Origin of the sequence: Escherichia sp. E2562, assembly GCF_005781075.1 — a bacterium.
In the GTDB taxonomy this organism is placed as follows: Bacteria; Pseudomonadota; Gammaproteobacteria; order Enterobacterales; family Enterobacteriaceae; genus Escherichia.
Genome location: NZ_VATM01000002.1, coordinates 356,778 through 381,674, shown reverse-complemented (window position 1 = coordinate 381,674; position 24,897 = coordinate 356,778). Strand labels below are relative to the sequence as shown.

26 protein-coding genes and 3 pseudogenes are annotated in these 24,897 nt (G+C 48.8%); 11 read left to right on the top strand and 18 right to left on the bottom strand.

From position 1 onward, the window contains the following. Positions 1–15 precede the first annotated feature (15 nt). From ydcS to FEK43_RS03610, 4 genes are all read right to left on the bottom strand, one after another. Complete coding sequence (gene ydcS, locus FEK43_RS03625; protein ID WP_135406548.1) at positions 16–1,161, bottom strand: putative ABC transporter substrate-binding protein YdcS; 1,146 nt, start codon at positions 1,159–1,161, stop codon at positions 16–18. 241 nt (positions 1,162–1,402) lie between these two features. Then, positions 1,403–2,812, bottom strand: a complete 1,410-nt coding sequence (locus FEK43_RS03620; RefSeq protein WP_135406546.1) for a PLP-dependent aminotransferase family protein — start codon at positions 2,810–2,812, stop codon at positions 1,403–1,405. A gap of 79 nt (positions 2,813–2,891) precedes the next feature. Beyond that, positions 2,892–3,308 carry a type II toxin-antitoxin system antitoxin HicB gene (gene hicB / locus FEK43_RS03615; protein ID WP_135406760.1) on the bottom strand — a complete coding sequence of 139 codons (417 nt, stop codon included), beginning with the start codon at positions 3,306–3,308 and terminating at the stop codon, positions 2,892–2,894. 43 nt (positions 3,309–3,351) lie between these two features. Next, positions 3,352–3,528: a type II toxin-antitoxin system HicA family toxin gene (locus FEK43_RS03610; protein ID WP_103852386.1), complete on the bottom strand. Its 177-nt coding sequence runs from the start codon at positions 3,526–3,528 to the stop codon at positions 3,352–3,354. A gap of 221 nt (positions 3,529–3,749) precedes the next feature. Here FEK43_RS03610 and FEK43_RS03605 point away from each other — a divergent pair, with 221 nt between their 5' ends. Next, on the top strand, positions 3,750–3,980 hold the full coding sequence (locus tag FEK43_RS03605; RefSeq protein WP_130260851.1) for a YncJ family protein: 231 nt from the start codon (positions 3,750–3,752) through the stop codon (positions 3,978–3,980). 92 nt (positions 3,981–4,072) lie between these two features. On the opposite strand, the gene rlhA is transcribed toward FEK43_RS03605, so the two are convergent. Beyond that, positions 4,073–6,034 carry a 23S rRNA 5-hydroxycytidine C2501 synthase gene (gene rlhA, locus FEK43_RS03600; RefSeq protein WP_130210251.1) on the bottom strand — a complete coding sequence of 654 codons (1,962 nt, stop codon included), beginning with the start codon at positions 6,032–6,034 and terminating at the stop codon, positions 4,073–4,075. Between the two features lie 72 nt (positions 6,035–6,106). Then, positions 6,107–6,643, bottom strand: a complete 537-nt coding sequence (locus FEK43_RS03595) for an XRE family transcriptional regulator (RefSeq protein ID WP_130210213.1) — start codon at positions 6,641–6,643, stop codon at positions 6,107–6,109. Between the two features lie 52 nt (positions 6,644–6,695). On the opposite strand from FEK43_RS03595, the gene ydcO reads away from it, so the two are divergent. After that, positions 6,696–7,907 (top strand): BenE family transporter YdcO, encoded by a 1,212-nt coding sequence (gene ydcO, locus FEK43_RS03590; RefSeq protein WP_135406757.1) that lies wholly within the window; start codon positions 6,696–6,698, stop codon positions 7,905–7,907. 34 nt (positions 7,908–7,941) lie between these two features. On the opposite strand, the gene FEK43_RS03585 is transcribed toward ydcO, so the two are convergent. From FEK43_RS03585 to tehA, 3 genes are all read right to left on the bottom strand, one after another. Continuing rightward, positions 7,942–8,610, bottom strand: a complete 669-nt coding sequence (locus FEK43_RS03585; protein WP_130260854.1) for a DUF3313 domain-containing protein — start codon at positions 8,608–8,610, stop codon at positions 7,942–7,944. A gap of 296 nt (positions 8,611–8,906) precedes the next feature. Beyond that, positions 8,907–9,500, bottom strand: coding sequence for a tellurite resistance methyltransferase TehB (gene tehB / locus FEK43_RS03580; protein ID WP_130260855.1), 594 nt, complete (start codon positions 9,498–9,500; stop codon positions 8,907–8,909). Beyond that, positions 9,497–10,489: a dicarboxylate transporter/tellurite-resistance protein TehA gene (gene tehA, locus FEK43_RS03575; RefSeq protein ID WP_130210219.1), complete on the bottom strand. Its 993-nt coding sequence runs from the start codon at positions 10,487–10,489 to the stop codon at positions 9,497–9,499. Before tehA ends, tehB begins: the two co-directional genes overlap by 4 nt. A 123-nt stretch (positions 10,490–10,612) precedes the next feature. On the opposite strand from tehA, the gene ydcK reads away from it, so the two are divergent. Continuing rightward, on the top strand, positions 10,613–11,593 hold the full coding sequence (ydcK, locus tag FEK43_RS03570; protein ID WP_135406544.1) for a YdcK family protein: 981 nt from the start codon (positions 10,613–10,615) through the stop codon (positions 11,591–11,593). Here ydcK and rimL read toward each other — a convergent pair. The 4 genes from rimL to FEK43_RS03550 all read right to left on the bottom strand — a co-directional run bounded on the left by rimL (position 11,585) and on the right by FEK43_RS03550 (position 15,776). Next, positions 11,585–12,124, bottom strand: coding sequence for a 50S ribosomal protein L7/L12-serine acetyltransferase (gene rimL / locus FEK43_RS03565; RefSeq protein WP_130260857.1), 540 nt, complete (start codon positions 12,122–12,124; stop codon positions 11,585–11,587). The genes ydcK and rimL overlap by 9 nt on opposite strands. A gap of 62 nt (positions 12,125–12,186) precedes the next feature. Continuing rightward, positions 12,187–12,411, bottom strand: coding sequence for a YdcH family protein (locus tag FEK43_RS03560; protein WP_001296778.1), 225 nt, complete (start codon positions 12,409–12,411; stop codon positions 12,187–12,189). A 141-nt stretch (positions 12,412–12,552) separates the two neighbouring features. Further along, entirely contained in the window at positions 12,553–14,208 is a 1,656-nt protein-coding gene (opgD, locus tag FEK43_RS03555; protein ID WP_135406542.1) for a glucan biosynthesis protein OpgD, read from the bottom strand. A gap of 224 nt (positions 14,209–14,432) precedes the next feature. Further along, entirely contained in the window at positions 14,433–15,776 is a 1,344-nt protein-coding gene (locus FEK43_RS03550) for a VOC family protein (RefSeq protein WP_131161509.1), read from the bottom strand. A gap of 216 nt (positions 15,777–15,992) precedes the next feature. On the opposite strand from FEK43_RS03550, the gene FEK43_RS03545 reads away from it, so the two are divergent. Further along, positions 15,993–16,916 (top strand): LysR substrate-binding domain-containing protein, encoded by a 924-nt coding sequence (locus FEK43_RS03545; RefSeq protein WP_135406753.1) that lies wholly within the window; start codon positions 15,993–15,995, stop codon positions 16,914–16,916. Between the two features lie 30 nt (positions 16,917–16,946). Here the strand turns inward: FEK43_RS03545 and FEK43_RS03540 are convergent, their stop codons facing one another. After that, complete coding sequence (locus FEK43_RS03540) at positions 16,947–18,587, bottom strand: methyl-accepting chemotaxis protein (protein ID WP_135406540.1); 1,641 nt, start codon at positions 18,585–18,587, stop codon at positions 16,947–16,949. A gap of 422 nt (positions 18,588–19,009) precedes the next feature. Between FEK43_RS03540 and FEK43_RS22975 the strand changes: the two are divergent. The 6 genes and pseudogenes from FEK43_RS22975 to FEK43_RS03525 all read left to right on the top strand — a co-directional run. Continuing rightward, positions 19,010–19,066 (top strand): annotated as a pseudogene (locus FEK43_RS22975) (hypothetical protein); the annotation flags it as partial. After that, entirely contained in the window at positions 19,053–19,136 is an 84-nt protein-coding gene (locus FEK43_RS22970; protein WP_240783016.1) for a Hok/Gef family protein, read from the top strand. The pseudogene FEK43_RS22975 and the gene FEK43_RS22970, both read left to right, overlap by 14 nt. A gap of 289 nt (positions 19,137–19,425) precedes the next feature. After that, positions 19,426–19,563 (top strand): annotated as a pseudogene (locus FEK43_RS22965) (hypothetical protein); the annotation flags it as partial. Then, complete coding sequence (locus tag FEK43_RS03530; RefSeq protein ID WP_316246020.1) at positions 19,502–19,633, top strand: type I toxin-antitoxin system Hok family toxin; 132 nt, start codon at positions 19,502–19,504, stop codon at positions 19,631–19,633. The pseudogene FEK43_RS22965 and the gene FEK43_RS03530, both read left to right, overlap by 62 nt. 326 nt (positions 19,634–19,959) lie before the next feature. Then, positions 19,960–20,097: pseudogene (locus tag FEK43_RS22960) on the top strand (hypothetical protein); the annotation flags it as partial. Next, positions 20,036–20,167 carry a type I toxin-antitoxin system Hok family toxin gene (locus FEK43_RS03525; RefSeq protein ID WP_316246020.1) on the top strand — a complete coding sequence of 44 codons (132 nt, stop codon included), beginning with the start codon at positions 20,036–20,038 and terminating at the stop codon, positions 20,165–20,167. The pseudogene FEK43_RS22960 and the gene FEK43_RS03525, both read left to right, overlap by 62 nt. A gap of 65 nt (positions 20,168–20,232) precedes the next feature. Here FEK43_RS03525 and FEK43_RS03520 read toward each other — a convergent pair whose 3' ends face one another. Further along, positions 20,233–20,406: a hypothetical protein gene (locus FEK43_RS03520; RefSeq protein WP_130210233.1), complete on the bottom strand. Its 174-nt coding sequence runs from the start codon at positions 20,404–20,406 to the stop codon at positions 20,233–20,235. A gap of 272 nt (positions 20,407–20,678) precedes the next feature. Then, positions 20,679–21,209, bottom strand: a complete 531-nt coding sequence (cybB, locus tag FEK43_RS03515; RefSeq protein ID WP_135406538.1) for a cytochrome b561 — start codon at positions 21,207–21,209, stop codon at positions 20,679–20,681. Between the two features lie 188 nt (positions 21,210–21,397). Between cybB and gap the strand changes: the two genes are divergently transcribed. Continuing rightward, positions 21,398–22,399, top strand: coding sequence for a type I glyceraldehyde-3-phosphate dehydrogenase (gap, locus tag FEK43_RS03510; RefSeq protein WP_135406535.1), 1,002 nt, complete (start codon positions 21,398–21,400; stop codon positions 22,397–22,399). A gap of 40 nt (positions 22,400–22,439) precedes the next feature. Here the strand turns inward: gap and aldA are convergent, their stop codons facing one another. Together aldA and ydcF are read right to left on the bottom strand one after the other, a co-directional pair. Further along, positions 22,440–23,879, bottom strand: a complete 1,440-nt coding sequence (aldA, locus tag FEK43_RS03505; protein WP_135406534.1) for an aldehyde dehydrogenase — start codon at positions 23,877–23,879, stop codon at positions 22,440–22,442. 195 nt (positions 23,880–24,074) lie between these two features. Continuing rightward, entirely contained in the window at positions 24,075–24,875 is an 801-nt protein-coding gene (ydcF, locus tag FEK43_RS03500; protein WP_135406531.1) for a DUF218 domain-containing protein YdcF, read from the bottom strand. Positions 24,876–24,897: the final 22 nt, after the last annotated feature.

Here is a 24,897-nt window from a genome sequence, read left to right as displayed (position 1 = left end):
AACACCCCAGCGAAGTTAGCGACCGCCCATAATGGCAATGTAATCCTGCGTCCAGCGACTGTAGGGAACAAACTTGCCCCCTTCGGCTATAGGCGTTTTCCAGAAGGCAATTTTATCGAAATAGTTAAAGCCGTTGGTTTCACAGCCTTTATCGCCCAGCAACGGACTGGCTTTGCAGCCTTCCGGTACTACCGGCAGCGAACCAAACCAGGCCGCTACATCGCCCTGCACCTTCGGCGTTAATGACCAGTTCATCCATTTGTAGGCACAAACCGGATGTTTCGCTTCGCTATGTAACATAGTGGTGTCAGCCCAACCGGTAACGCCCTCTTTCGGGAAGACGGTGGCGATCGGTTGGCCTTCGGCTTTCAAGGCGTTGGCCTGATACGGCCAGGCACTGGAAGCGACCACTCCCTCGTTTTTGAAATCGCTCATTTGCACGGTAGTGTCATGCCAGTAGCGATGGATCAAACTATGTTGATCGCGCAGCACTTTCAGTACCGCCTGATACTGTTGTTCAGTGAGTTGGTATGGATCGGAGATACCCAACTGCGGCTGAGTCGCTTTGACGAACAGCGCAGCATCCGCAATGTAGATAGGGCCGTCATAAGCCTGTACGCGGCCTTTATTACTCTGACCGTCCGGTAGATTCTGCTCAACAAAAACCACTTGCCAGCTATCTGGTGGTGTCGGGAAGGTTTTGGTGTTGTACATCAACAGGTTCGGACCCCATTGATATGGCGTGCCATAGACTTTTCCACCCACGTTAAACCAGTCGCCTTTAACCACGCGCGGATCGAGCATTTTCCAGTTGGGAATCAATGCGGTATTAATCGGCTGCACGCGTTTACCCATAATCAAACGCAGCGAGGCATCGCCGGACGCCGTGACCAGATCGTAACCTCCTTTGGTCATCAGGCTGACCATTTCATCGGAAGTCGCCGCAGTTTTCACATTGACCGCACAACCTGTTTCTTTTTCAAATTGCGTCACCCAGTCGTATTGTTTATCGGTTTGTCCGCGTTCGATGTATCCCGGCCAGGCGATAATATCCAGTCGTCCTTCCGGTTTATCCAAATTGGTAGGCTGTTCGGCGGCGTGGGCGGTCATTAATGTCATGGTAAGCGCACACAGGCTGCTGCGGGCAAATGTCTTGCTCATAAAGTCTTACTCCTGTCGTAATTAATTGTTCAGCCGCCGTGCCGTAAAAATATCTCCTTGTTTAACCATAGACGGCGGCTTGCAGGCGCACCCTCGCCCCCGAGAAAATTTAATCAGGATGTGAGCTAACGCGCATTATGCCGTTTGAGAAGCTATCTTCTGGAGTATAGACAAGGGGTTAGGAAATATAGCTTCTATTAGAAATTCATATTACCCAACCTGAGAGAAATTAAATGGGGATCTATTTCAGGTATTCTTTAATAAGGTGACCTAATTGTTTAACCGCCTGTTCTTCGCGCTCGCCCCACTGCCATGCAGTATTAAAACGGAAAAAACGGGACCAACTTTCGCCAGTAGAAAACATTTTACCCGGCGCAATGCTGATGTGATGCGCCAATGCCTGAACACTTAATTCGCCCGCATCTAACGGTTCGGGAAGCTCCAGCCAGAGAAAATAACCGCTGTCATTATGATGAATTTTTACTTCCGCAGGCAGATAACGCAGCAGTGCCTGCCAGGCGCGTTGTTTACGTTCCGCAAGCTGGCGACGTAGACGACGAAGATGGGCATCGTAACGGCGAGTAGAAAGGTAATCCACCAGTGCAAGCTGCATTGGCGAACTTGTGGAAAGCGTGCTCATCAACTGCAATCGCTGGATTTTGCGTGCATGTATTCCGGCGGCGACCCAACCAATGCGAAAACCTGGCACCAGACATTTAGAAAATGATGAGCAAAGCAGTACACCATCGTGACGATCCCACGCTTTCGCGGGTAGCGGTTTTTCCCGACCAAAGTAAAGCTCACTGTAAACGTCATCTTCAATTAACATCACGTTGTACTGATTGAGCAACTCTACCAGCCGCGCTTTTTTCTGTGGCGTTAAGGTAAATCCGAGTGGATTCTGGCTATTAGTCATCAGCCAGCAGGCTTTGACCGGATACTCCTGTAACGCCAGCTCCAGCGCCTGAAGATCGATCCCTTCGTTAACATCCGTCGCCACCGATAACGCCTTCAGCCGTAGCCGCTCCAGCGCCTGCAACGCGCCGTAGAAACAAGGATTCTCGACAATCACCCAATCGCCCGGTTCAGTGACCGCTTGCAAACTGAGGTTTAATGCCTCTAACGCCCCGGCGGTAATGACAATTTCATCAGGAGAAATAGTGATGCCTTGTAAGGCATAGCGACGAGCAATAGCCTGACGCAGTTCTGCATTCCCTGGCGGCAAGTTTTCAATCACGCTCATCGCCGTGGCGGTTTTACTCACCTGCGCCAGCGAGCGGTTCAGTTGCTGTAGCGGAAACAGGTGCGGATCGGGAAAGGCTGAAGCAAACGGTACTACCGATGGATCGCGACTGGCCTGCAACATATCAAAAATATAGGTGTTAATATCGACCGTTTCATCACGCGTTACCGGAATAGCAGGTGCCTGCGGTGATTTCACCGTGCGCGGCGCAACGTAATAACCTGACTGCGGCCGCGCAATAATATACCCCTGACTTTCGAGCAACTGATAAGCATGACCGACAGTCATAAAGCTCATGCCAGAAAGCGCAACCTGTTCACGTAGAGAAGGCAGGCGATCGCCGGGTTGCCAGATGCCTGACGCAATTTGCTCACGTAATAGTTCTGCGAGCTGCTGGTATTTTTTCATTAATTGGATCGTTATTATGTGCAGGTGATCCGGCAGTCTATATCAGTTGTTAAAAATGACAACTTTACGTTAACTGTAATTAAACCATTACCAGCGATAACTCTTTGCCCAGGGCTTTAGCCGCAAGCTGGACGGCGTCGATTTTTGTCGCATGATGCAAATCAAACAAGCGAGTGATCTCCTGCCTGGGTTTACCAATCCGCCTCGCCAGCTCTTGCTGGGTGATATCTGACTGCAAAAAAGCATTTAACAGCAATACCTTAGAAGCGACACTTAAAGGCACTTCAATAAAGTGATAGTTGTTATTTAATGGCGAAGGCAACGGGATTAGCTCGTTATCTTCAAAATAAAAATCAAATGCGGTGAGTAAGGCATCTTTTGCTGCTTCCATCGCTTCAGCAACAGTTTCTCCCTGCGTTAACGCTTCAGGGATATCTACAAAAGAAACCACATAACCGCCTTCCGGCGCAGGTGTAAGAGTGACGGGATAACGCATAATTTTGACTGTCTCTCGCATGTCATTAACCTTCTTATGGCGATTAATTTAAACCGAGTTGTTTCAGGATTGCTTTACGCAATGGTTCTTTGATCTCGTCACTGGGGTGACGCGGCATGATACTACGTCGCCCCTGAAACCTGAGTTTCAAATGGTTGCTGCCATTCGCCACATCTACGCCCTGAGATTCGAGCCAACGTCTGAACTCGCTTTGTTTCACATCGCCTCCCTGCCGCTGAGTATATCAACAAAGTAAACATTAATGTTTACCTCCTTTTTTAATTTGCTCGAAAATAGCACTAATTCGCCGCAACGGTGAAAAGCAGTGCCAAATCAGGAAGGCAGGTTCCAGAAATTCTTTGCGCTAATTTGCAAAACAGAATAATAACTCAAAGAAACTATCGGCATCATAGCGGCAAAGTGTAATAAACGGGTGGCGGGATGTTTACGAAAGCGTTATCGGTAGTCTTATTAACGTGTGCGCTGTTCTCAGGACAGCTGATGGCAGGACACAAAGGGCATGAATTTTTGTGGGTAAAGAATGTGGATCATCAACTGCGTCATGAGGCGGACAGCGATGAATTGCGTGCTGTAGCGGAAGAGTCGGCGGAAGGTTTGCGCGAGCATTATTACTGGCAAAAATCACGCAAACCAGAAACGGGACAACCTTGAGTCGTTTGTTGCCGGATGTGGCATGAACGCCTGATCCGGCAACAATATCATGCAGATTCAATGAGTTGTGAATACCCCTGAAAGCTTGCGTTTTATCCTTTCCGCTTCGGCAATGTTTTCAGCAGATCATCCGGGCTTACAGATGCGACAACGCTTCCCGGTAACGGCATTTTCAGAATATGATTTTTAATTTTACCGATGACGTGCATCTCACACGGGCGGCAATCAAACTTCAGCGTTAGTACTTCATCACCGTTAACCAGTTGCATCGGCGTTGCCTTCCAGCTTTTAATATTACCTTTCGCCTGTTTCGGACACAGATTGAAGGCAAAGCGCAGGCAGTGTTTGGTGATCATCACCGGGACTTCGCCCTTCTCTTCATGCGCTTCATACGCCGCATCAATCAGTTGTACGCCATAGCGATGATAGAACTCGCGTGCTTTATGGTTGTAGACGTTCGCGAGGAAACTCAAATGCGTTTGCGGATAAACCGGCGCAGGTTCAGCAACCGGTTTACGACTGCCGCGCTGGTAGCTGGCAAGACGTGCAGCATCCAGCATTTCGACGGCTTCACGGCGGAACTGATTTAACAGACTGTTTGGCACAAACAGCGCCCCCGGCAAATTAATTTGCACATCGCGGGCGTAATAGATGGTTTGCCCCAGTTTTGCCAGGCCATCTTTCAGGTTATTCAGCGCTTTTTCGGCGTTATTCGCTTCGTCGAACTGCCCATCCAGGGTATGAGTGATGCTAACGCCCTCTTCGCTGGTTAACGTCAGAATGAGTTGTTCTTGCCAGCCACCCAGTTCAATGTCTACCGCGATCCGACGCTCGCTGGAGGTTTTCGTCAGTGCCTGTTGCCAGTTATGGTCAAGGTTACGGTTAAGCGGATGATGTGGGCGAATTTTATGCAAATCTGCTGGCATTTCATTTGGCCAGACGCGGTAGTGATTTTCTCCGGTTTTCTCTACCGTATTGGCACGAAAGCCAACCACTTCACGTTTAATCATTACGTTCAGGCCATCGCCATTTGCCAGTGGCTCGGTGACGGCAACATCGAGATGATCTTTCGCCACTTTCAATACTTCACCCACCGGCAGGCCGATAAATTTCGGCGAATCGAACGCGCCAATGTCACCTTTACGCGCGTTAACAAAGTAGTCGGTGCTACCACGATGGAAGGTTTTTTCTGTCGATGGCACAAAGAAATGTTCAGTACGACCTGATGAAGCACGAGCCAGATCGCCGCGCTCTTCAATAATGGCATCCAGCATCTGGCGATAATGGGCGGTGATATTCTTCACGTAGCTCATATCTTTGTAACGCCCTTCAATCTTGAAAGAACGCACGCCCGCATCGATCAACGCGCCCAGGTTGGCAGTCTGATCGTTATCTTTCATCGACAGCAGATGTTTTTCATAAGAAACCACCCGCCCCTGATCGTCTTTCAACGTGTATGGCAAACGGCACGCCTGGGAGCAATCACCACGGTTGGCGCTACGTCCCGTTTGTGCATGAGAAATGTAGCACTGACCGGAATATGCCACACACAATGCGCCATGAATAAAGAACTCAATAGTCGCGTCCGTGGCCTGATGAATCGCACGAATCTGCTCCAGGTTAAGCTCACGTGCCAGCACAATCTGGGTAAAGCCAACGTCAGAGAGGAACTTCGCTTTCTCTACAGTGCGAATATCACACTGCGTACTTGCGTGCAGTTCAATCGGCGGAATATCAAGTTCCAGAATCCCCATGTCCTGAACAATCAGCGCATCTACGCCTGTCTGGTAAAGATCGGTAATCAGTCGTTGCGCCGGTTCCAGTTCGTCGTCATGCAAAATGGTGTTAAGCGTGACGAAAATTTTTGCGCCATAACGGTGGGCAAATGGCACCAGTTCGGCGATATCTTTCAGACTATTACTGGCGTTATGACGGGCACCAAAACCAGGGCCGCCGATATAAACAGCATCGGCACCGTGCAAAATAGCTTCGCGGGCAATGGCGGCATCGCGTGCCGGGCTTAACAGTTCAAGACGATGAGAAGATACGGTCACTTTCTTATCCAGTAGCTGAAAAAAGGCGGTTATTTTAGCCACAAGCGCGACGTTGCGAAATAGTTTTCCTGTTCAACTACGCGGGTAATGGATAATGGAATGAAAATGCACGGTTTGCTCGCCACGGTTGCAATAGGCATGGGCAACATCTGCGGCAAAGCGTTCACCTTCTCCACTTTTAAGGCTTCGCCACTCACCACCAACGCACAGGTCAAGCTGCCCACCAATGACGACAACATGCTCGATAACACCCTTTTCGTGCGGCGTCGATTCGCTTATTGCACCAGGGGCCATCATGATCGAGAAATGTTCAAAACAGAGTTGCGGATCATAAGGAAATAAAGAAGTGATCACCATTGCCTGCTGTTGTGGATCATAAACGGATGGCGTAGCGGTCTGCGGTGGCGAAATAAACGTCGAAAACGGTACGTTCATTCCAGTAGCTATTTTCCATAATGTTGCGACCGTCGGGCTGGATTCATTACGTTCAATCTGCCCTAACATCGCTTTTGAAACGCCCGTCGCTTCAGCCAGCCGCGAAAGACTCCAGCCTCGCTGCTGACGAAGATGTTTAAGCGTAGTGGATAAAAAGCGAGCGAGATTTTCCATGCGACTCCTCCTGCAAAACGGGAGTTTATCACTTGTGCGTTATAACGGACAAATGCTACGGTGCCTGTACGCTATAACGCACGAGGTAACTATGCGTCTGTTTTCCATTCCTCCTCCCACACTGCTTGCAGGGTTTCTGGCTGTCCTGATCGGCTATGCCAGCTCTGCGGCAATAATCTGGCAAGCGGCGATCGTCGCTGGAGCCACCACAGAGCAAATTTCCGGATGGATGACGGCGCTGGGACTGGCGATGGGCGTCAGTACTCTTGCCCTGACATTATGGTATCGGGTGCCTGTTCTTACCGCATGGTCAACGCCCGGTGCTGCGTTGCTGGTCACCGGGTTACAGGGACTAACGCTAAACCAGGCCATCGGCGTTTTTATTGTCACGAATGCGCTAATTGTTCTCTGTGGTGTGACAGGATTATTCGCCCGTCTGATGCGTATTATTCCGCACTCGCTGGCAGCGGCAATGCTGGCCGGAATTTTGTTACGCTTTGGTTTACAGGCGTTTGCCAGTCTGGATGGTCAGTTTATGTTATGCGGTAGTATGTTGCTGGCGTGGCTGGCGACAAAGGTTTTTGCGCCGCGTTATGCGGTAATTGCGGCGATGATTGTTGGGATCGTGGTCGTTATCGCGCAAGGTGACGTTGTCACAAAAGATATAGTTTTCAAACCAGTTCTCCCCGCTTATCTCGCCCCTGAATTTTCGTTTGCTCACAGTTTGAGCGTTGCACTCCCCCTTTTTCTGGTGACGATGGCATCGCAAAATGCGCCAGGGATTGCGGCGATGAAAGCCGCCGGGTATTCAGCTCCTGTTTCGCCATTGATTGTATTTACTGGATTACTGGCGCTTCTGTTTTCTCCTTTCGGCGTCTATTCCGTAGGTATTGCGGCTATCACTGCGGCTATTTGCCAGAGCCCGGAGGCGCACCCGGACAAAGATCAGCGTTGGCTGGCTGCCGCTGCGGCTGGCGTCTTTTATTTACTGGCGGGTCTGTTTGGCAGTGCCATTACCGGGATGATGGCTGCCCTGCCTGTAAGTTGGATCCAGATGCTGGCTGGTCTGGCGCTGTTAAGTACCATCGGAGGCAGTTTGTATCAGGCTTTGCATAATGAGCGTGAGCGCGATGCTGCTGTGGTGGCTTTTCTGGTAACGGCAAGTGGACTGACGCTGGTAGGTATTGGCTCGGCGTTTTGGGGATTAATTGCCGGTGGTGTCTGTTATGTAGTATTGAATTTGTTCGCTGACAGAAGCCGATAATCAGAAGCGCCATCTTGCGATGGCGCGACTGGCATTATTTTTTGTTAACGTCAAACATGGTCGCGTCGGTCGCCATGTCATCAATAACTTGCTTAATATTTTCGAAAGCCATTGGTGTGCTTTCGTTGTTCAGGTCCTTACCTTCGCCCTGACGAACCACCTTGATAACTGGTTTGTTGGTAGCCGCATCAATCAGCTCACCTTCAAAGTACAGGCGGGTATCCATGGTACGGTGACCCGTCGCCATTTGCGTCCCCGCTACCACTAATGCGACAGGAACAACTTCATAGAACTGTAACCCTTCTTTGCTGGTATCTACACCAGTAATAGCACCACGGAAAATCAGACTACGAGGCCCAGCGGTAGTAACCAGTGGTTTACGCTGTGAGATGGCTTCTTTCATTTCAGTATTGGTATAGCTCAAAATTCTATCCAGAACTTTTTGCCCTACCTGGGTAGAAGGTTTAGGCACCGGATAATAGGTGATTGGGTTCCAGACGATGCTGTCATATTTACTTTGATCAAAATTTGGATCAACCCAGCGTAATACCGGTTTGCCCGTTGCTGAAGTTGTTTCTTGAAGGTCGGAGTAATTGTTTAAAAAACCAGAATATTTATCTGGCTGGGTGATTTTAGAGGCACAACCTGACAGAGCCAACAAGCCGCATAAAGCCGCAACTTTCGCAATTGATGTGGTACGCATGAATAGTTTCCTGAGATGATTATATTACTTTTTAAGTTATAGCAAAAAGTACCGCTTCGTGTTGTGGCAAAAAAAGTGTTGGTGAAAATAAATTTTCCAGCCCCTTTTCTGACAATATAGTCAATGACGAAAAGGGGGCAGAGTCAATCATCAGTTGTTAAATTTCAGGCAGTTAAGCCGATAAAAAACTTCAACCACTGTGATATATTTCACATCACCTCGATAAAAAATATGCTTACCGCAAAAAACAGTTAAACATCTCACGTGGACATTTTCATGCGCCTTGCCCTGTTAGCTTATTTTTTACGTGCCAGCATCGTGGCGAAACGTAGTTTAATACGATTGCCGTTAGCGTCGGTGCGGTGGAGTTCACCCACGTCTTCATTGTATTTCAGCATCTCCCAGCCATCGTAATATTGACGTAACTCCCCTTTTTTAAAGGCAAAGGGGAACCCGACGGTACATGGAAAATCAGCTGTGTCCATTGCTGCCACAATCAAGTTATAACCACCGGGTTTGGTGCAACGCTGCATATTGGCAATCAATCCAGGAATGGTTTTCGCCTCCAGGAACATCAGCACCACGGTAGAAAGAATAAAATCGTATTGTCCATCAAACGTCAGGTTATTTAGATCAACAACCTGGGTGCGCAAATTTTCCAGTTTTTCAATGGATTTGATGCGTTCGACGTTGGCAATGCTCATGGCATTTTTATCCCATGCGTCGACATCATAACCATTGGCTGCCAGATAAAGGCTATTACGGCCATTACCACAGCCCAGATCCAGCGTTTTACCCGGCTTAACCACTTTCACCGCTTCCAGAACTTCAGAGTGTGTGCGGGTTAATTCATATTTATCAGTGAAGTAGTTTTCATCACGAATAATCATTCTTTGTCCTCAGCTTTCATTAAAACGGCGCGCTCGGTTCTGATTAACAATTTTCCCTGCATCAGAAGCGCGAAAGTACGGATGAGCAGTAATGCGATAATAAAATTGGTAAAAATAAATAGCGGCACAGCCAGGGTATGGAAAAATCCATTGTCGTTACCGCTTCCTAAATGCAAACCGGTGGTTGCCAGTGCAGATACGCCGAACGAGAAACTCCAGAATGAGGCATTAAACGGCTGGGAGAGATACCACGGCATCAGGCGTAACATAAAAAGAAGTTGCAGTAGACCGTAACCGAAAAGCATTTTCGCCAGCGTATCGCCCTCGCCACCGTTGACGCTCAACCAGGCGCTACATGCCACCAGCGCCGGTGCAAGCTGAATACCCAACGATGTACGCAGTGCCGTGGGCAATTCTCCCGAGCTACGCAGACGCTGAAGGATCACCGGCTCAAGACTTAACCAGGAGAAAACGCCAGCCCCTAAAAATACCAGACCAGCATCGGTGTAGCCCAATGCTCCACAGGCCATTGCACTGATGAAGTTGTTGGCAACAGTCGGTAAATAAAGTCCGGGTGTCGTAGCTTCCTCAGGATGGGAACCGCGCCATAAACCGGCTGTTTGCCAGGCGGCATAAGCCAGTTGAATCACAACACCAATACTGAACAGGCCCACCGCCAGCGGACGAAACCAGGGGACAAAACCAATTGCCACCAGCATCGTTGTTGCCGGAAACAAACTCACAAAACTGCTCATCACTGGATGACGCACTTCCGCCAGCACGCTATGCGGAAAGCGTATGAGTCGGGTAATAAATGCGCTAGTCAGTAATCCCCAAATGATCATTGCCAGAATCACCAGCCCATCGCCCAACCAGTGACTGACCTGCCAAACCTGGCTGGCATAACGCCAGGCAAATCCCATCCCTATCGTCCCCAACACAATGCCAAAGTAACCTGCCGGTAAATTGAGCACTTTATCGCTCTGCATCTTCTTACTCATTTTGTTTAATTTATAAAGTATATTTGAAATACATTTTATGGAAATTTGCTAAACATAGCCAGAGTCACAGAATTTGCTACGGTTATAGTAGGTCACCTGCGGGAAAACGCTATGCGCAAATATCGTCTTAGTGAAGAACAACGAGCTTTTAGTTATCAGGAAGATAGCGATAAAAAGAGTGTTTTATTGCGGCAGATTATTGCCATCGCTGATTTTAATGACGTAATAGCCGGAACGCCTGGCGGCTGGATTGATAATGAAACCGTATTGGCCCAGGACGGAAATTGTTGGATCTATGACCAGAATGCCATCGCGTTTGCCGGAACGGTGATATCCGGTAATACACGCATCACCGGAAGCAGCGAGCTATGGGGCGATGTTTGCGCGAAGGATAACGCCTGGATCGATAATAGCAAAATCAGTCAGGGCGTCCTGATAAGTGACAACGTCACAATTCGTGATTCATTAATATGCGGAAATTGCAGGATTTCTGGTCATGCCTGCATTGATCAGAACTCAATGGTAGTCGCTGCGCAAGGTTTAACGCCCGACCACCATCTTCTGTTGCAAATTTATGATCGCGCAAGAGTCAGCACCTCGCGCATTGTTCATCAGGCGCAAATATATGGTGATGCCATTGTGAAATTTGCGTTCATTGAGCATCGCGCCGAAGTTTTTGATTTTGCACGTATTGAAGGTAATGAAGAGAACAACGTCTGGCTGTGTGACTGCACGAAAGTCTACGGACATGCACGTGTGATCGCCGGAACAGAAGAAGATGCCATTCCCACGCTTCATTACAGTTCGCAGGTAGCGGAACATGCCTCGGTGGAAGGCAATTGTGTGTTAAAACATCATGTTCTGGTGGGTGGTCATGCACTCGTACGTGGTGGTCCGGTTTTACTCGACAATCACGTCACCATACAGGGGAACAGCCGCATTACAGGTGCGGTGATGATTGAAAACCATGTGGAGTTAACCGACCACGCCGTCGTTGCAGCCTTTGATGGCGACACGGTTCATGTCCGTGGTCCAAAAGTTATTAACGGCGAGGAGCGCATTACGCGAACGCCGCTGCCAGGGTTATTGTGAATCGATAATACGCGCGTATAAGTTCACATCATCAAAGGCATCATTCAGGAACTCAGCCTGTTTAAGGCAACCTTCAAGGATAAAACCATTGCGCAAAGCTACCTGATTGCTTTGGGGATTATCCACCCGACATTTGATCACGAAGCGTCTGAGTTCACCAGACTGAGCATAATGATGAATCAATGCCTGCAGCGCCTGAGAAATGATCCCCTGCCCCTGATGAGATTCGTCCAGCCAGTAGCCGATTTCCGCGGTTTTATTCAGTGGTTCAATACGATTAAACGAGATAACGCCGATAAGTTCATCTTCTTTGAAAATAATGAACATTTTGGCATATCCACGCTGATGCAACATCACATTACCCTGCACCGTTTTTCGCGTGTCCTCTTCACTTTGAACAAACTGCGGCCAGTTTAGCGACTGCTGTAACCAGGTTTTATTTTTACAGATTAACTGATAAAGAGGTGTGACATGACTTTCTGCAACAGCATGTAATTCAAGTGATTCGCTTACTTTTATCGTTTCAGTCATCTTATCTCCAGTCAATCCATGCAGTTGTTAAAAAAGCCGCCTGGCAGGCGGCTTAAGAAAGTTTACACCTCTTTGACGCTCTCCTGTTGCAGGATTTTGAGCATCTCATCTTTCAACTGGAGCTTCTGTTTTTTCATGCGGACCACTTCCGCATTGTATCCTCGACCGTCGGAACCTTCCTTTCTGGCAATTTCATGATCAAGTTTATTGTGTTTATCGAACAAGGACATAAAGCGAGGATTTTCGTTTTTCAGACGGGATATTAAATCTCGGTATTCTGGAAACATACGCACTCCCTGTTAGTGGCTGACAAAGTGTACATGAAATACACATCATCAGATTACTCAGATAGTTTGGGGAAAAATGCGAGCGGGATCGTGTTTTACCAGACGGCACCTTCCGTCAGAAGGTGCCGAAAAAAATGACGATCAATTCATCACGCGATCGTCAACGTATTTGCGCTTATCCGGAGCTGGTGGGAAATACTGATACAGCCATGTTTCACTGATGGCATCGCCCTGACAGCGGAGATACATCCGCATATCAACCGGATCAGTAGAGTCCGAAGTCGGATACCAGTCAAATTGAATACGGTAACCATCAATCGGTTCAATGTAGAGAATTTCGATTTGCTTCGCTTCACCGCTGGAGAGCGTAATAACAGGTTCAATCCCCTTAGGCGCAGCCGCTTTCAGGTCCCCACCAACAAAATCGACGGCAAAACGACGCGCCCATTTTTCTGGATAATGCTCACCCGGCGCCCAACCTTCCGGAAAACCTCCCATGCCGGTGCGCGTCGCCATAACACGTGCCAATGGACATTGAACAGGGGGATGTGCGCTCCAGTACAGACGATACTGGAATGCAAACTCGTCCCCTGCTTTTACTGCTTTTTCTGGCTGCCAGAAGCAGACAATGTTATCCAGCGTTTCACCCGTTGTTGGGATTTCCATCAGGCCGATGGTGCCTTTGCCCCATTTATTACGAGGCTCTACCCACAAACTTGGTCGTTTGTTGTACCAGCCCATGATGTCTTGATAATGGGAGAAATCACGATCCAGTTGCAATAAACCAAAGCCTTTCGGGTTATTGTCGGTGTAGGCATTGAACTGCAATTTCTTCGGATTATTTAGCGGACGGCAGATCCACTCACCATTGCCCCGCCACATGGAAAGACGGTCGGAATCATGGATTTGCGGATGAATAGTATCGCACATACGACGTTCATTAGTGCCGCAACTAAACATACTGGTCATCGGTGCAATACCCAATTGCTTGATCTCTTTACGCGCATACAGATGGTTTTCAACATCCATAATCACCTGACTCTTTTCACACTGGATGGTGAACTTGTAGGCACCGGTAATACTGGGGCTATCGAGTAAGGCATAAACGGTAAAGGTGGTTGCGCCTGGTTTTACGGTATCAAACCAGAAAGCGGTAAAATCGGGGAACTCTTCTTTGCTGTCGGTATAAGTATCAATCGCCAAACCACGGGCCGATAAACCGTATTGATACGTGTCATCAACGGCACGGAAATAGCTTGCACCGAGGAACGATACCACATCGCGGCGAGCCAGTTCCGGCGCTTTAAATACGCGGAAGCCTGCAAAGCCGAGATCGCTTTGCCCTTCCAGTTGTTTGGTATCTACGCCCGCATCATTGTATTTGAACAATTCTGGACGAAAGTGAATTTCACGTGCCAGATGCGTTGCAGGATCAACCGAGAACATGCGTACGCGGCGGCGGAAACCCATCCCCATATGAAAGAACTGGGCATCAAGCTGGCGGTTCTCGACGTTATGCCACAGTGATTGTTCGGCGTCGTATTGAATGCTGTTATAAGCCTGCGGGGTCATAGTCGCCAACGTGTTGGGTAACGGACGCGGCTCGCCACCCCACGGCTTTTGCGCTAAATCATGCGCCATCGACTGTAAAACCGAAAAGTCAAAACGCTGAGTTTGCCCATCGGCAATATCAGAATCTGCCGCGAACGCAGCCTGAGAAAAAAGAGAAGCAATACCGCTGGTACCGCACACGGCGGCCATAGCCATTGAACCTTTAATAAATCGTCTACGATCCATACCTGACAGTGAGTCCTTCTGGTGTTGTGAATGGTCCCGCGCTGGTCGTTTTCAGCGGCAAGAAAGTGCTTATTAATGACCGCTCACTCTAGACAATATTTATTAATAATCCAATTGTTGAGCATGGAGAATCTGCACAAATCGGCAATTTTTTTATGTCGATGGGAAGAGCCTGATTCATTTGTAAAATCAGGCAAATTTTTGCAAAGCAGGATGGTCCGATTTTAAAGCAATCCACAGCGGCGTTTACTGCGTTCTTCCGCTTCCTTGTATAACTGAAATTCATCAAAAACCTGGCAGCCCAGCGCCTGCTCGAATGCCTCACGACTGGCATTACCATGACTGCGCGTCTGCGTTTCGTTACCGAGATTGGACTGGAAGATCCCCGCCGCACTCACCGGCAAAAAATCCTCATAGGTAATAGGTTGTGCGACAACCCAGCCACGTTCAATCAAAGGTTGCGGATCATCCCCAGGATGTATCGCCTGACGATGCGCTTCACCCGATGGTGTCAGTCGATAACGGAACCATGCCAGCCCTTGCTGGCGCATCAAAAATTCGCTGTCCGGGAAAGCGCGAAAGGTTTCCTGCAAATGCAGTTGATGAGTGAGATTATCCTGTCCAGTTCCGGCATTACGCAGAAGTTCATCATACAGTCGCCGCCCTTTCGGCGTTAACGCCACTCCGCGCTGCTCTATCTCACCAAATCGCGCGGTATGCCTCCCCTGCTGTTGCCCCACAAACAGAACCGTTTCTTCCAGTGCCTTAAAGCTGGTTTGACGCAATAAAATAGGCACCTCGCGGCGCGGCGGCCCTTCGATGAGAATTTTTGGTTCGATACCGCATTCGGGCATCATCGACTGCACCCGATCAATGTCCAGCGTGCGTGGCGTCAGGTGATTGATATGGCAGCCTGGAAAACAGACTACATCAGCGATCAGCCGATGCTCGTTATGCAACGCGTGATAGGTTTCTTCATCTACCGTTGCTGACTGATGCCAACGAAATGTCTCCAGGGCTTCTCGCACAAACTCCCGCGCTTGCGCTTCGCTAAAACCGCCCTCCCGATCATATTCATCTAACAGTTGCCGACAACGTGGGGTAAAGATATCGCGCTGGCGTAAAATCTCCGCCGCCTTTTGGCGCAATGTTTTGTTTTCGATAAGCTCAAGGCGGAGCAATGAGGTAAAAACGCGGAAAGGATTACGCGCAAGCGAGGCATCATCGATGGGCCGAAATGCCGTAGAATGTACCGGCACGCCAGCCTGCGAGAGATCGTAATAACTCACCGGATACATTCCCATAATGGCGAATATCCGCCTTAATGTGGCAAGTTCCTGCGCGGTTCCTACACGTATCGCCCCATGACGTTCAACGTTAAGCCTCGCCAGTTCATCCGCATTAACCATTTTTTCATGCAGTTGGGGATTATTTTCCAGCACAGCCAGATTCACGTCAGCGACCAGTTCCAGCAACGTACCGTACTGTGGAACTTCTTGTTGATACATGGCTGACATTGCCTGCGAAAACTGTTCCCGAATCTCATCCGCTGTGATGCTGTTCGCCATAATGCCTACCCCCAGTGGTCAATTATCTCGAGTGTAGGTAACCGCATTCACTCTGGTGGGAAGAATTTACAAACTGTGATCTCGCCGCGAAATCATCAATATTATCGATTTCGATGTAACATAATTACTTTAAATGTTAATAATATTTTGCAATCAAGTTATCATAATCAAACAACATCACTTGTCAGCGGCACCGCTTCGTTTTTAACATCGCTTATGGAAAAAAATAGTCTGTTTAGTCAGCGCATCCGTTTGCGCCACCTTCATACATTCGTAGCTGTCGCACAACAAGGAACTTTGGGGCGCGCGGCTGAAACCCTTAATCTGAGTCAACCGGCACTCTCTAAGACATTGAATGAGCTGGAGCAATTGACGGGTGCTCGCCTGTTCGACCGAGGACGTCAAGGCGCGCAGCTCACCTTACCTGGCGAGCAATTTTTAACTCACGCAGTCAGAGTTCTTGACGCCATTAACACCGCTGGACTGTCACTTAATCGTAAAGAAGGCCTTAACAATGATGTCGTCAGAGTGGGCGCGCTACCTACCGCGGCACTAGGGATATTACCTTCGGTTATAGGTCAGTTTCATCAGCAACAAAAAGAAACCACACTGCAAGTTGCCACCATGAGTAACACGATGATCCTGGCGGGATTAAAAACAGGGGAAATCGATATTGGTGTTGGTCGGATGTCAGATCCTGAACTGATGACCGGACTTAATTACGAGCTGCTGTTTCTCGAATCACTTAAGTTAGTTGTTAGGCCTAATCACCCCCTGCTTCAGGAGAACGTAACGTTAAGTCGGGTACTGGAATGGCCTGTTGTCGTATCACCAGAAGGCACCGCGCCACGGCAGCATTCAGAGGCATTAGTAAAAAGCCAGGGATGTAAAATTCCTTCAGGCTGCATTGAAACGTTGTCTGCATCGCTTTCACGTCAGCTTACGGTTGAATACGACTACGTGTGGTTTGTTCCTTCTGGCGCGGTAAAAGACGACCTGCGTCATGCAACACTGGTGGCCCTGCCTGTTCCGGGGCATGGAGCAGGCGAACCTATTGGAATACTGACCCGCGTAGATGCAACACTCTCTTCCGGTTGTCAGTTGATGATTAACGCCATTCGAAAATCAATGCCGTTCTGAAAAGTAAGGGATCTTACGATCCCTTTTTTATCACACCGTTGCCAAACTCACTGAACTCCCTGTTCCTTGTTGATCCGCCTGAGCTGGTTGTTTCTTCAGACGGAACACATCCACGGCTTCAGTTAACCGCGCCGCCTGTTCTTCAAGAGATACCGCCGCAGCTGAAGCCTCTTCCACCAGAGAAGCGTTCTGTTGCGTCACTTTATCCATTTCAGAAATCGCCTGGCTAACTTGTGTGATACCTCTGCTTTGTTCATCTGAGGCGGCAGCTATTTCTTGCATGATATGTGTGACGCTCGCCACGGCATCAACAATAGCGCTCATGGTTTTCCCTGCCGTTGCCACCTCATCGGCCCCCTGGCCAATCAACCTGACGGACTCACTGATCAAGCCTTCAATCTCTTTCGCCGCCTGGGCGCTGCGGCTTGCAAGTGTACGCACTTCGCTGGCGACAACGGCAAATCCGCGTCCTTGTTCACCGGCTCGTGCGGCCTCAACGGCGGCATTGAGCGCCAGGATATTGGTCTGGAAGGCAATACTGTTGATAACAGCCGTGATTTCAGAAATTTTCTTCGAGCTACTGGAGATATTACCCATTGTCCGCACTACACCGGAAACTGTTTGTCCGCCATCACCGGCTTTACTTGAGGCCTCTTGCGCCAGTTTGCTGGCATGATGTGCATTATCAGAATTTTGCTTCACTGTTGCGGTGAGTTGCTCCATGCTGGCGGCGGTTTGTTCAATTGCCGCCGCTTGTTCTTCGGTGCGTGAGGAAAGGTCAGCATTACCGGCAGAAATCTCACTGGTGCCACGATAGATCTCTTCAGCCCCCTGACGCACCGTTCCCACCGTCAGCGCCAGCGAATGCTGCATTTGCTGTAGATGGCGACTTAAGCGGCCAATTTCACTGCGGCCAGTGGGTTCGTCAACCAGAGTCAGATCGCCACTAGCAATTTTTTCAATCCGTTGGGCAGCATGTTGCAGTGGACGAATGACAATCCGGCGTAACACCATAAAGGTTATCAGCGTCATTACCAGCGCAAGTATAAATGCGCCAATCATAAACATCCCTCCCAGACGAGTACGATGATGCGCCTGTTCCGCTAGCTGGTTAGCTCTGGCGCTACGTATCTCAATGGCTTTGCTTAACTGCTGGTTATAGGCATTATCAAGCGTTCTGATCTGCTCACTTTCATGATTGATAATGGCTTCAAACATGCCATTTTTGGCATATTTCAACATGGGTTGCAGGCCGGAAATATAAGCCAGGAAACGCTGATTTAATTCTCCGTCCAGCGCATCGTCAGCGGGAGTTTTCACCAGGCGAGTACGGTAAACGTTATAGCCTTGTTGCGATTGCTTTATTTGCAATTCCGCTTGCGCAATATTTCGCTTCATCTCTTCCATTTCAGCGATACGACTTGCTGCCCCGGCCTGAATCATATTGATCCGGGCTGAACGCAATAAATCAGAGCTGTTTGCTAAACCCGTGCGTATCTGGATCTCGTCGCTGACGTCGCGCTGATCGCGGTCTGCCTGCCAGAGAAAATACCCCGCCAGGGATGAACTCAAGGCAAACAGAAACAGGATGCCGCCAAGAATGCAGGCAAATAATGGAACCAGCCTGATGTGATGTAAAAAGCCTAAGCGGTGTGAGGATGTTGTATTCATGACCGTTGTCTCTCTTCCTGGTTTACTCCCGATAGAGAGTCATCGGCAATCGATGGTAATTGCTTACTGGCAAAAACCTGTTCATATCACATTTTTACAACAATTTTTGTGATGAGAGATTATTACCATCGGAATGAAGAGACTTACGAGTAGTTATACCTTGTAAGGCGTATTACGAAAAATTCTGGAAAATGCCACGCAATTTCGTGAAGTGATTATTTCGCTGGTAAGGGTAATTACATAGGATGTTTGCGGGCGCCTGAGACTTTCTGTTTTCAGGCTTACCGAAAATCAGAAAGACGAAGGCCCCGACCGATATTTCTATCAACCGAGGCCAACGAATGAAGCTAGCAATTCAGATGTTAGCCTCTTACCTGCCATCCGGCAAGGAGAAAAGGCTATGAAGCACAACCCCTGGTGGTGTGTCTGCTCATTATCTGTATCACGATTCTGACATTCACACTCCTGACCCGACAAACGCTCTACGAACTGCGATTCCGGGACGGTGATAAGGAGGTAGCGGCTCTCATGGCCTGTCAGTCCAGGTAAGGGCCTGCGCGGGGAGCATTCCCCGCGCATCTGATTGACGAGTTCATTTTCTCATGGCGCCCCTTATTCATGCCTCAACTGGAAGCTCTCTCGCATTGAGTCTTGCAGCGAGTGTTCTCTGATAACGATTTACCGGAAGCCGCCACACAATTTCGTGAAGTGATTATTTCGATGGTAAGGATAATTGCATAGGATGTTTGCGGGCGCCTGAGACTTTCTGTTTTCAGGCTTACCGAAAACTAGAAAGACGAAGGCCCCGACCGATATTTCTATCAACCGAGGCCAACGAATGAACCCAACAATTCAGATGTTAGCCTCTTACCTGCCATCCGGCAAGGAGAAAGGCTATGAAGCGCAATCCCCTGGTGGTGTGTCTGCTCATTATCTGCATCACGATTCTGGCATTCACCCTCCTGACCCGACAAACGCTCTACGAACTGCGATTCCGGGACGGTGATAAGGAGGTGGCGGCTCTCATGGCCTGCCAGTCCAGGTAAGGGCCTGCGCGGGGAGCATTCCCCGCGCATCTGGTTGACGAGTTCATTTTCTCATGGCGCCCCTTATTCATACCTCAACTGGAAGCTCGCTCGCATTGAGTCTTGCAGCGAGTGTTCTCTGATAACGATTTACCGGAAGCCGTCACGCAATTTCGTGAAGTGATTTTTACCGGAAGCCGTCACGCAATTTCGTGAAGTGATTATTTCGCTGGTAAGGGTAATTACATAGGATGTTTGCGGGCGCCTGAGACTTTCTGTTTTCAGGCTTACCGGGAATCAGAAAGACGAAGGCCCCGACCGATATTTCTATCAACCGAGGCCAACGAATGAACCTAGCAATTCAGATGTTAGCCTCTTACCTGCCATCCGGCAAGGAGAAAGGCTATGAAGCGCAACCCCCTGGTGGTGTGTCTGCTCATTATCTGTATCACGATTCTGGCATTCACACTCCTGACCCGACAAACGCTCTACGAACTGCGATTCCGGGACGGTGATAAGGAGGTAGCGGCTCTCATGGCCTGTCAGTCCAGGTAAGGGCCTGCGCGGGGAGAATTCCCCGCGCATCTGGTTGACGAGTTCATTTTCTCATGGCGCCCCTTTTAGTTAGTGCATGTTTTTTTCGATGCGCTGATAGAACCATCATTACAGACAAATTTGCCGCCAGCTGTACAGTGAGAGATCCCCCCTTTCGCACCAGAACAGGGTTTGCGCCCGGCATCAACATAAAAAGACATCAGTAATCCCATCAGTAAAATAAAGAGCAACTTTTTCATACAACCTCCATGGCTTGCCGAATCTTATGTTCGGTATAAAAGTTATACGCTGTGCGGTCTTTATTTCACTTAGGGAGATCAAAGATTGGAGAAATTGAATTTCAATCTTAACAGTAGATATATTGATTAAATATCAACCCGTTGAACATATAAACTCGGATTATGGTTTTATTTGTCATACAAATAAATATAATAGGCGCTTCCGATGTAGGCCCGTATTCTTCGCCTGTACCACGGGTCTGGTTTAGTACAGGCGCTTTCTTCTAATACCTTCAGGAGCGCTTACGCGGCATCATGCGCAAAAGCGTGTTGTCTTTCCATAAATAGTGGTGCGCCAGAGCTGCAGCCGCATGAAGCCCAATAAAGAAATATCCCAGATTGGCCAACGTTTCATGCCACCACTTTAATCTATCCACCAGGTCAAAATTGGCCTCTGACGCGTAAGGCATCGTCAGACCAAACGCAAACCACGGATTACCCCGGTTATACATCATCACCAAACCAATCACTGGCAATACAATAAACAGGAGATAGATCACCAAATGTCCCAAATGAGCGAATCCCGTCATCATGGGCCTGGGTTTCGGTACAATGAGCGGCGTTGGGTATATCAATCTGAGTAACAGACGAACCACCATCAGCACGAGAATTGAGATGCCACATGAAACGTGGATCATGTTGATCACCGGACGATCGCTACGCGGGAAAAAACCACGAAACTCCATTGCACAATAGGCTGCAATAACCAGCAAAAAGACCAGCCAGTGAATGCCAATTTGTAACCTTGAATATCTAATTCCCATAACATTTCCTGCTTTAACACAATTTGCCGTTAACATAACGAGCTTTTCTTAAAATTTCATTAAATATTGTTCACCCGTTTTCAGTACGTTACGTTTCATGGCAAAAATGTAGATTGCCCATCCTGTCATCCTGGTCTAAGCCTGGAAAGGACTAATTTTTACCCACAAGTTCTTGACTGGAGAAAACCATGAGCAAAGTTGGCATTAACGGTTTTGGTCGTATCGGCCGACTGGTATTACGTCGGCTACTTGAGATTAAAAGTAACATTGACGTTGTCGCCATTAATGATCTTACGTCTCCGAAAATTCTCGCCTACCTACTAAAGCACGATTCAAACTACGGTCCTTTCCCCTGGAGCGTCGATTTCACAGAGGATTCACTTATTGTTGATGGAAAAAGTATTACGGTTTACGCCGAAAAAGACGCGAAAAATATCCCCTGGAAAGTAAAAGGGGCTGAAATTGTCATTGAATGTACCGGTTTTTATACTTCCGCAGAAAAATCCCAGGCGCATCTGGACGCTGGCGCGAAAAAGGTGTTGATTTCCGCACCGGCAGGAGAAATGAAAACCATCGTTTATAACGTCAATGATGGCACTCTGGATGGCAACGACACCATTATTTCTGTGGCGTCATGCACAACCAACTGTCTTGCGCCGATGGCCAAAGCATTGCATGACAGTTTTGGGATAGAAGTTGGCACAATGACAACGATCCATGCCTATACCGGCACCCAGTCTCTGGTGGATGGTCCGCGTGGTAAAGATTTACGTGCATCGCGGGCAGCGGCGGAAAATATCATCCCCCACACTACCGGTGCGGCAAAAGCCATTGGTCTGGTGATCCCGGAACTTAGCGGCAAACTTAAAGGCCATGCGCAACGCGTGCCAGTGAAAACAGGTTCAGTGACCGAGCTGGTGTCTATCCTTGGGAAAAAAGTGACTGCTGAAGAGGTGAATAACGCACTTAAAAAAGCAACGACCAATAACGAGTCATTTGGTTATACCGACGAAGAGATTGTCTCTTCCGATATCATTGGCAGCCATTTTGGTTCGGTGTTTGATGCGACCCAAACGGAAATCACCGCAGTGGGCGATTTACAACTGGTGAAGACCGTCGCCTGGTACGATAACGAGTATGGTTTTGTCACTCAACTCATTCGTACTCTGGAAAAATTCGCCAAACTCTGACCAGCACTGGCGGAGGAAAAACCTCCGCCTCTTTCATATCTTACGACTGCAAATAGACCACCTGAGTCTGTAGATACTCATGCAAACCATGTTTGCCATCTGCGCCGCCAATACCCGACTTACGCCATCCAGCATGGAAACCTTGCATAGCCTCGAAGTTTTCTCGGTTGATGTAGGTTTCGCCAAACTTGAGTCCTTTGATGGCTTTCATCGCCACGTTAAGATTCTCGGTATATATCGATGACGTCAGGCCATAATCGCTGTCGTTGGCCATGGAGATAGCCTGTTCCAGCGTGTCAAAAGCGACTACCGGCAGCACTGGCCCAAAGGTTTCTTCGTGCATAATGGACATTTCCTGGCGGACATCCAAAAGCAACGTTGGCGGATAATAATAACCTTTCCCTTCTACAGCCTTACCACCCAACGCGATTCTCGCGCCCTCTTCTACTGCCCGCGCTACCTTTTGTTCCACCCTTTCCAGAGCCGCAGCGTTAATCAGCGGCCCCATCGCAATGTCGTTACGTTCGGCGGGATTACCAAATTGAACCGCCTGCATTGCCTCGCCCAGTCGATTAACAAAGCGATCGTAAATACCTTTCTGCACATAGACACGTTCCGCACAGTTACACACCTGCCCGGTATTTATCACGCGTGAATCAACAATGGCTTTGACGGCCAATTCAAGATCCGCATCATCCATCACGATAGCAGGGGCTTTGCCCCCCAGCTCCAGACACACTTTGGTGATATTTTTCGCCGCGGTCGCCATGATTTTTTCTCCGGCAGCGACGCTGCCTGTCATGCTGACCATAGCGACTTTTGTATTACCCGCCAATTCCTGACCAACCGTTTCACCGCGTCCTAACACAAGGTTAAACACGCCGCGTGGTAGGCCAATTTCGTCGACGATTTTAGCAAATGAGATCGCATTGTTTGGCGTAAATTCGCTCGGTTTGATGACGATGGTATTGCCTGTAAGAAGAGCTGGCGCCATTTTGCGAGCGATCAGGAAAAACGGGAAGTTCCACGGTAGGATACCGGTCGTTACGCCCAACGCACGTTTAAACAGCAGGATGTTTTCCCCAGGACGATCACTTTGAATAATCTCGCCCTCGTAGCGACGAGCCCATTCCGCCATGTAATCGATATAGTCAGCAGTAAAAGCGACTTCGACTTCGGCCAGCTGTTGAATTTTGCCACCTTCCTCGACGATCAATGAGCTAATTTCACTGGCCCGTTCGCGGATCCCCGCAGAGATTTTCCGTAACCAGTTCGCTCGTTCAATCGCGGGTAATGCTTCCCATTCTGGCTGCGCTCGCTCTGCCGCATCGATTGCTTTGCGAGCATCTTCAGCCTGGCCATCAGGAATGCGGGAAATCACTGCCTCTGTTGCGGGGTTAACCACATCAATCCATGCGTCGCCGCGCCAGGTGATAAACTGTCCATCGATATACATAGGATGTTGAACGGGTACAGACATGGGCTACTCCTGCGATTGATATGTTTATATTTTGTAACTCATGTGTTAATTAACATCAATCACAGCAGAGAAGGCATCGTGGATGTGCAATTTTGTGAAAGGCTTCATAAAAAGAGATACGACGGGAATAAAGAGAGGAAGAAAAAGATCAGATTATTACCCGTTTGCAATCATTTGTTCACAAACGGGCAATTATTAGCGCAGTGAACGACTCTCCATTGCCTCAATAAGCACGGCGTCATGCTGTAATAGCTGCCATGCCTGCGTAACTTCTGACGGAAAATCGACGTGAACGATAAAATCGCGTCCGCGCGGTCCATAGCCATCGCTGTCATCGCGCAAGCGTGGCAGCTCGCCAGTAAGTAGGGACAAATATCGCTCAACTGGCCATAGTCCTGTCAGCGGATTAGCAAACGTCACGCTGCCTGCATCATTTCCCAACTGTGGTACGAATCCCGGATAACTTAGCCAGCGAGGCGCATCAGGATTATCTCCTGTAATACGACGGAACGTCGCCATGGTTCGGCGTTGCATAGTGGGATCCTGGACGACAATCGTGGTATGGACTCGCTCTGCTAACTGATTCAATAATGCGATACTGAAACGGGCATTTTCTCCACAGTTAGTTGACTGGTCTTCAATCCAGATTTTTTCCTGCGGAATGTGCCAGAACTGATGAGCGATATCCGCCAGGATGGTAGCTTCTGCCCTGCCAGTGGTGCTGATAGTGTTGTAGTGCGGATGCTGTGCGATGGCGCTATACAAAAAAGTTGTCGAGTGACCTATACCACCACTAATCAGTAAAGGAATTTGCTGATCTCTTGCAATCTTACAAGCGGCATCGATAGTGGGAATGACAGCATTGCCTGCAAGTATCACGCAATCGGCCTGATACGGAGCTTCACCGGAGAAATCATCCTGCGCCAGCCATCGACCGATAACGTTTATAGCATCAATGGTTGACGCTGAAAGCGTCGGAAACGGGTTAATATTCATGGTCCCTCCTTATCGTTCCCTT

Bases quoted from the DNA above. Each gene is read 5' to 3' on its own strand.
- ydcS (WP_135406548.1), bottom strand. From the start codon at position 1,161: ATGAGCAAGACATTTGCCCGCAGCAGCCTGTGTGCGCTTACCATGACA.
- FEK43_RS03620 (WP_135406546.1), bottom strand. From the start codon at position 2,812: ATGAAAAAATACCAGCAGCTCGCAGAACTATTACGTGAGCAAATTGCG.
- hicB (WP_135406760.1), bottom strand. From the start codon at position 3,308: ATGCGTTATCCCGTCACTCTTACACCTGCGCCGGAAGGCGGTTATGTG.
- FEK43_RS03605 (WP_130260851.1), top strand. From the start codon at position 3,750: ATGTTTACGAAAGCGTTATCGGTAGTCTTATTAACGTGTGCGCTGTTC.
- FEK43_RS03595 (WP_130210213.1), bottom strand. From the start codon at position 6,643: ATGGAAAATCTCGCTCGCTTTTTATCCACTACGCTTAAACATCTTCGT.
- ydcO (WP_135406757.1), top strand. From the start codon at position 6,696: ATGCTACGGTGCCTGTACGCTATAACGCACGAGGTAACTATGCGTCTG.
- FEK43_RS03585 (WP_130260854.1), bottom strand. From the start codon at position 8,610: ATGCGTACCACATCAATTGCGAAAGTTGCGGCTTTATGCGGCTTGTTG.
- tehB (WP_130260855.1), bottom strand. From the start codon at position 9,500: ATGATTATTCGTGATGAAAACTACTTCACTGATAAATATGAATTAACC.
- tehA (WP_130210219.1), bottom strand. From the start codon at position 10,489: ATGCAGAGCGATAAAGTGCTCAATTTACCGGCAGGTTACTTTGGCATT.
- ydcK (WP_135406544.1), top strand. From the start codon at position 10,613: ATGCGCAAATATCGTCTTAGTGAAGAACAACGAGCTTTTAGTTATCAG.
- rimL (WP_130260857.1), bottom strand. From the start codon at position 12,124: ATGACTGAAACGATAAAAGTAAGCGAATCACTTGAATTACATGCTGTT.
- FEK43_RS03560 (WP_001296778.1), bottom strand. From the start codon at position 12,411: ATGTTTCCAGAATACCGAGATTTAATATCCCGTCTGAAAAACGAAAAT.
- opgD (WP_135406542.1), bottom strand. From the start codon at position 14,208: ATGGATCGTAGACGATTTATTAAAGGTTCAATGGCTATGGCCGCCGTG.
- FEK43_RS03550 (WP_131161509.1), bottom strand. From the start codon at position 15,776: ATGGCGAACAGCATCACAGCGGATGAGATTCGGGAACAGTTTTCGCAG.
- FEK43_RS03545 (WP_135406753.1), top strand. From the start codon at position 15,993: ATGGAAAAAAATAGTCTGTTTAGTCAGCGCATCCGTTTGCGCCACCTT.
- FEK43_RS03540 (WP_135406540.1), bottom strand. From the start codon at position 18,587: ATGAATACAACATCCTCACACCGCTTAGGCTTTTTACATCACATCAGG.
- FEK43_RS03520 (WP_130210233.1), bottom strand. From the start codon at position 20,406: ATGAAAAAGTTGCTCTTTATTTTACTGATGGGATTACTGATGTCTTTT.
- cybB (WP_135406538.1), bottom strand. From the start codon at position 21,209: ATGGGAATTAGATATTCAAGGTTACAAATTGGCATTCACTGGCTGGTC.
- gap (WP_135406535.1), top strand. From the start codon at position 21,398: ATGAGCAAAGTTGGCATTAACGGTTTTGGTCGTATCGGCCGACTGGTA.
- aldA (WP_135406534.1), bottom strand. From the start codon at position 23,879: ATGTCTGTACCCGTTCAACATCCTATGTATATCGATGGACAGTTTATC.
- ydcF (WP_135406531.1), bottom strand. From the start codon at position 24,875: ATGAATATTAACCCGTTTCCGACGCTTTCAGCGTCAACCATTGATGCT.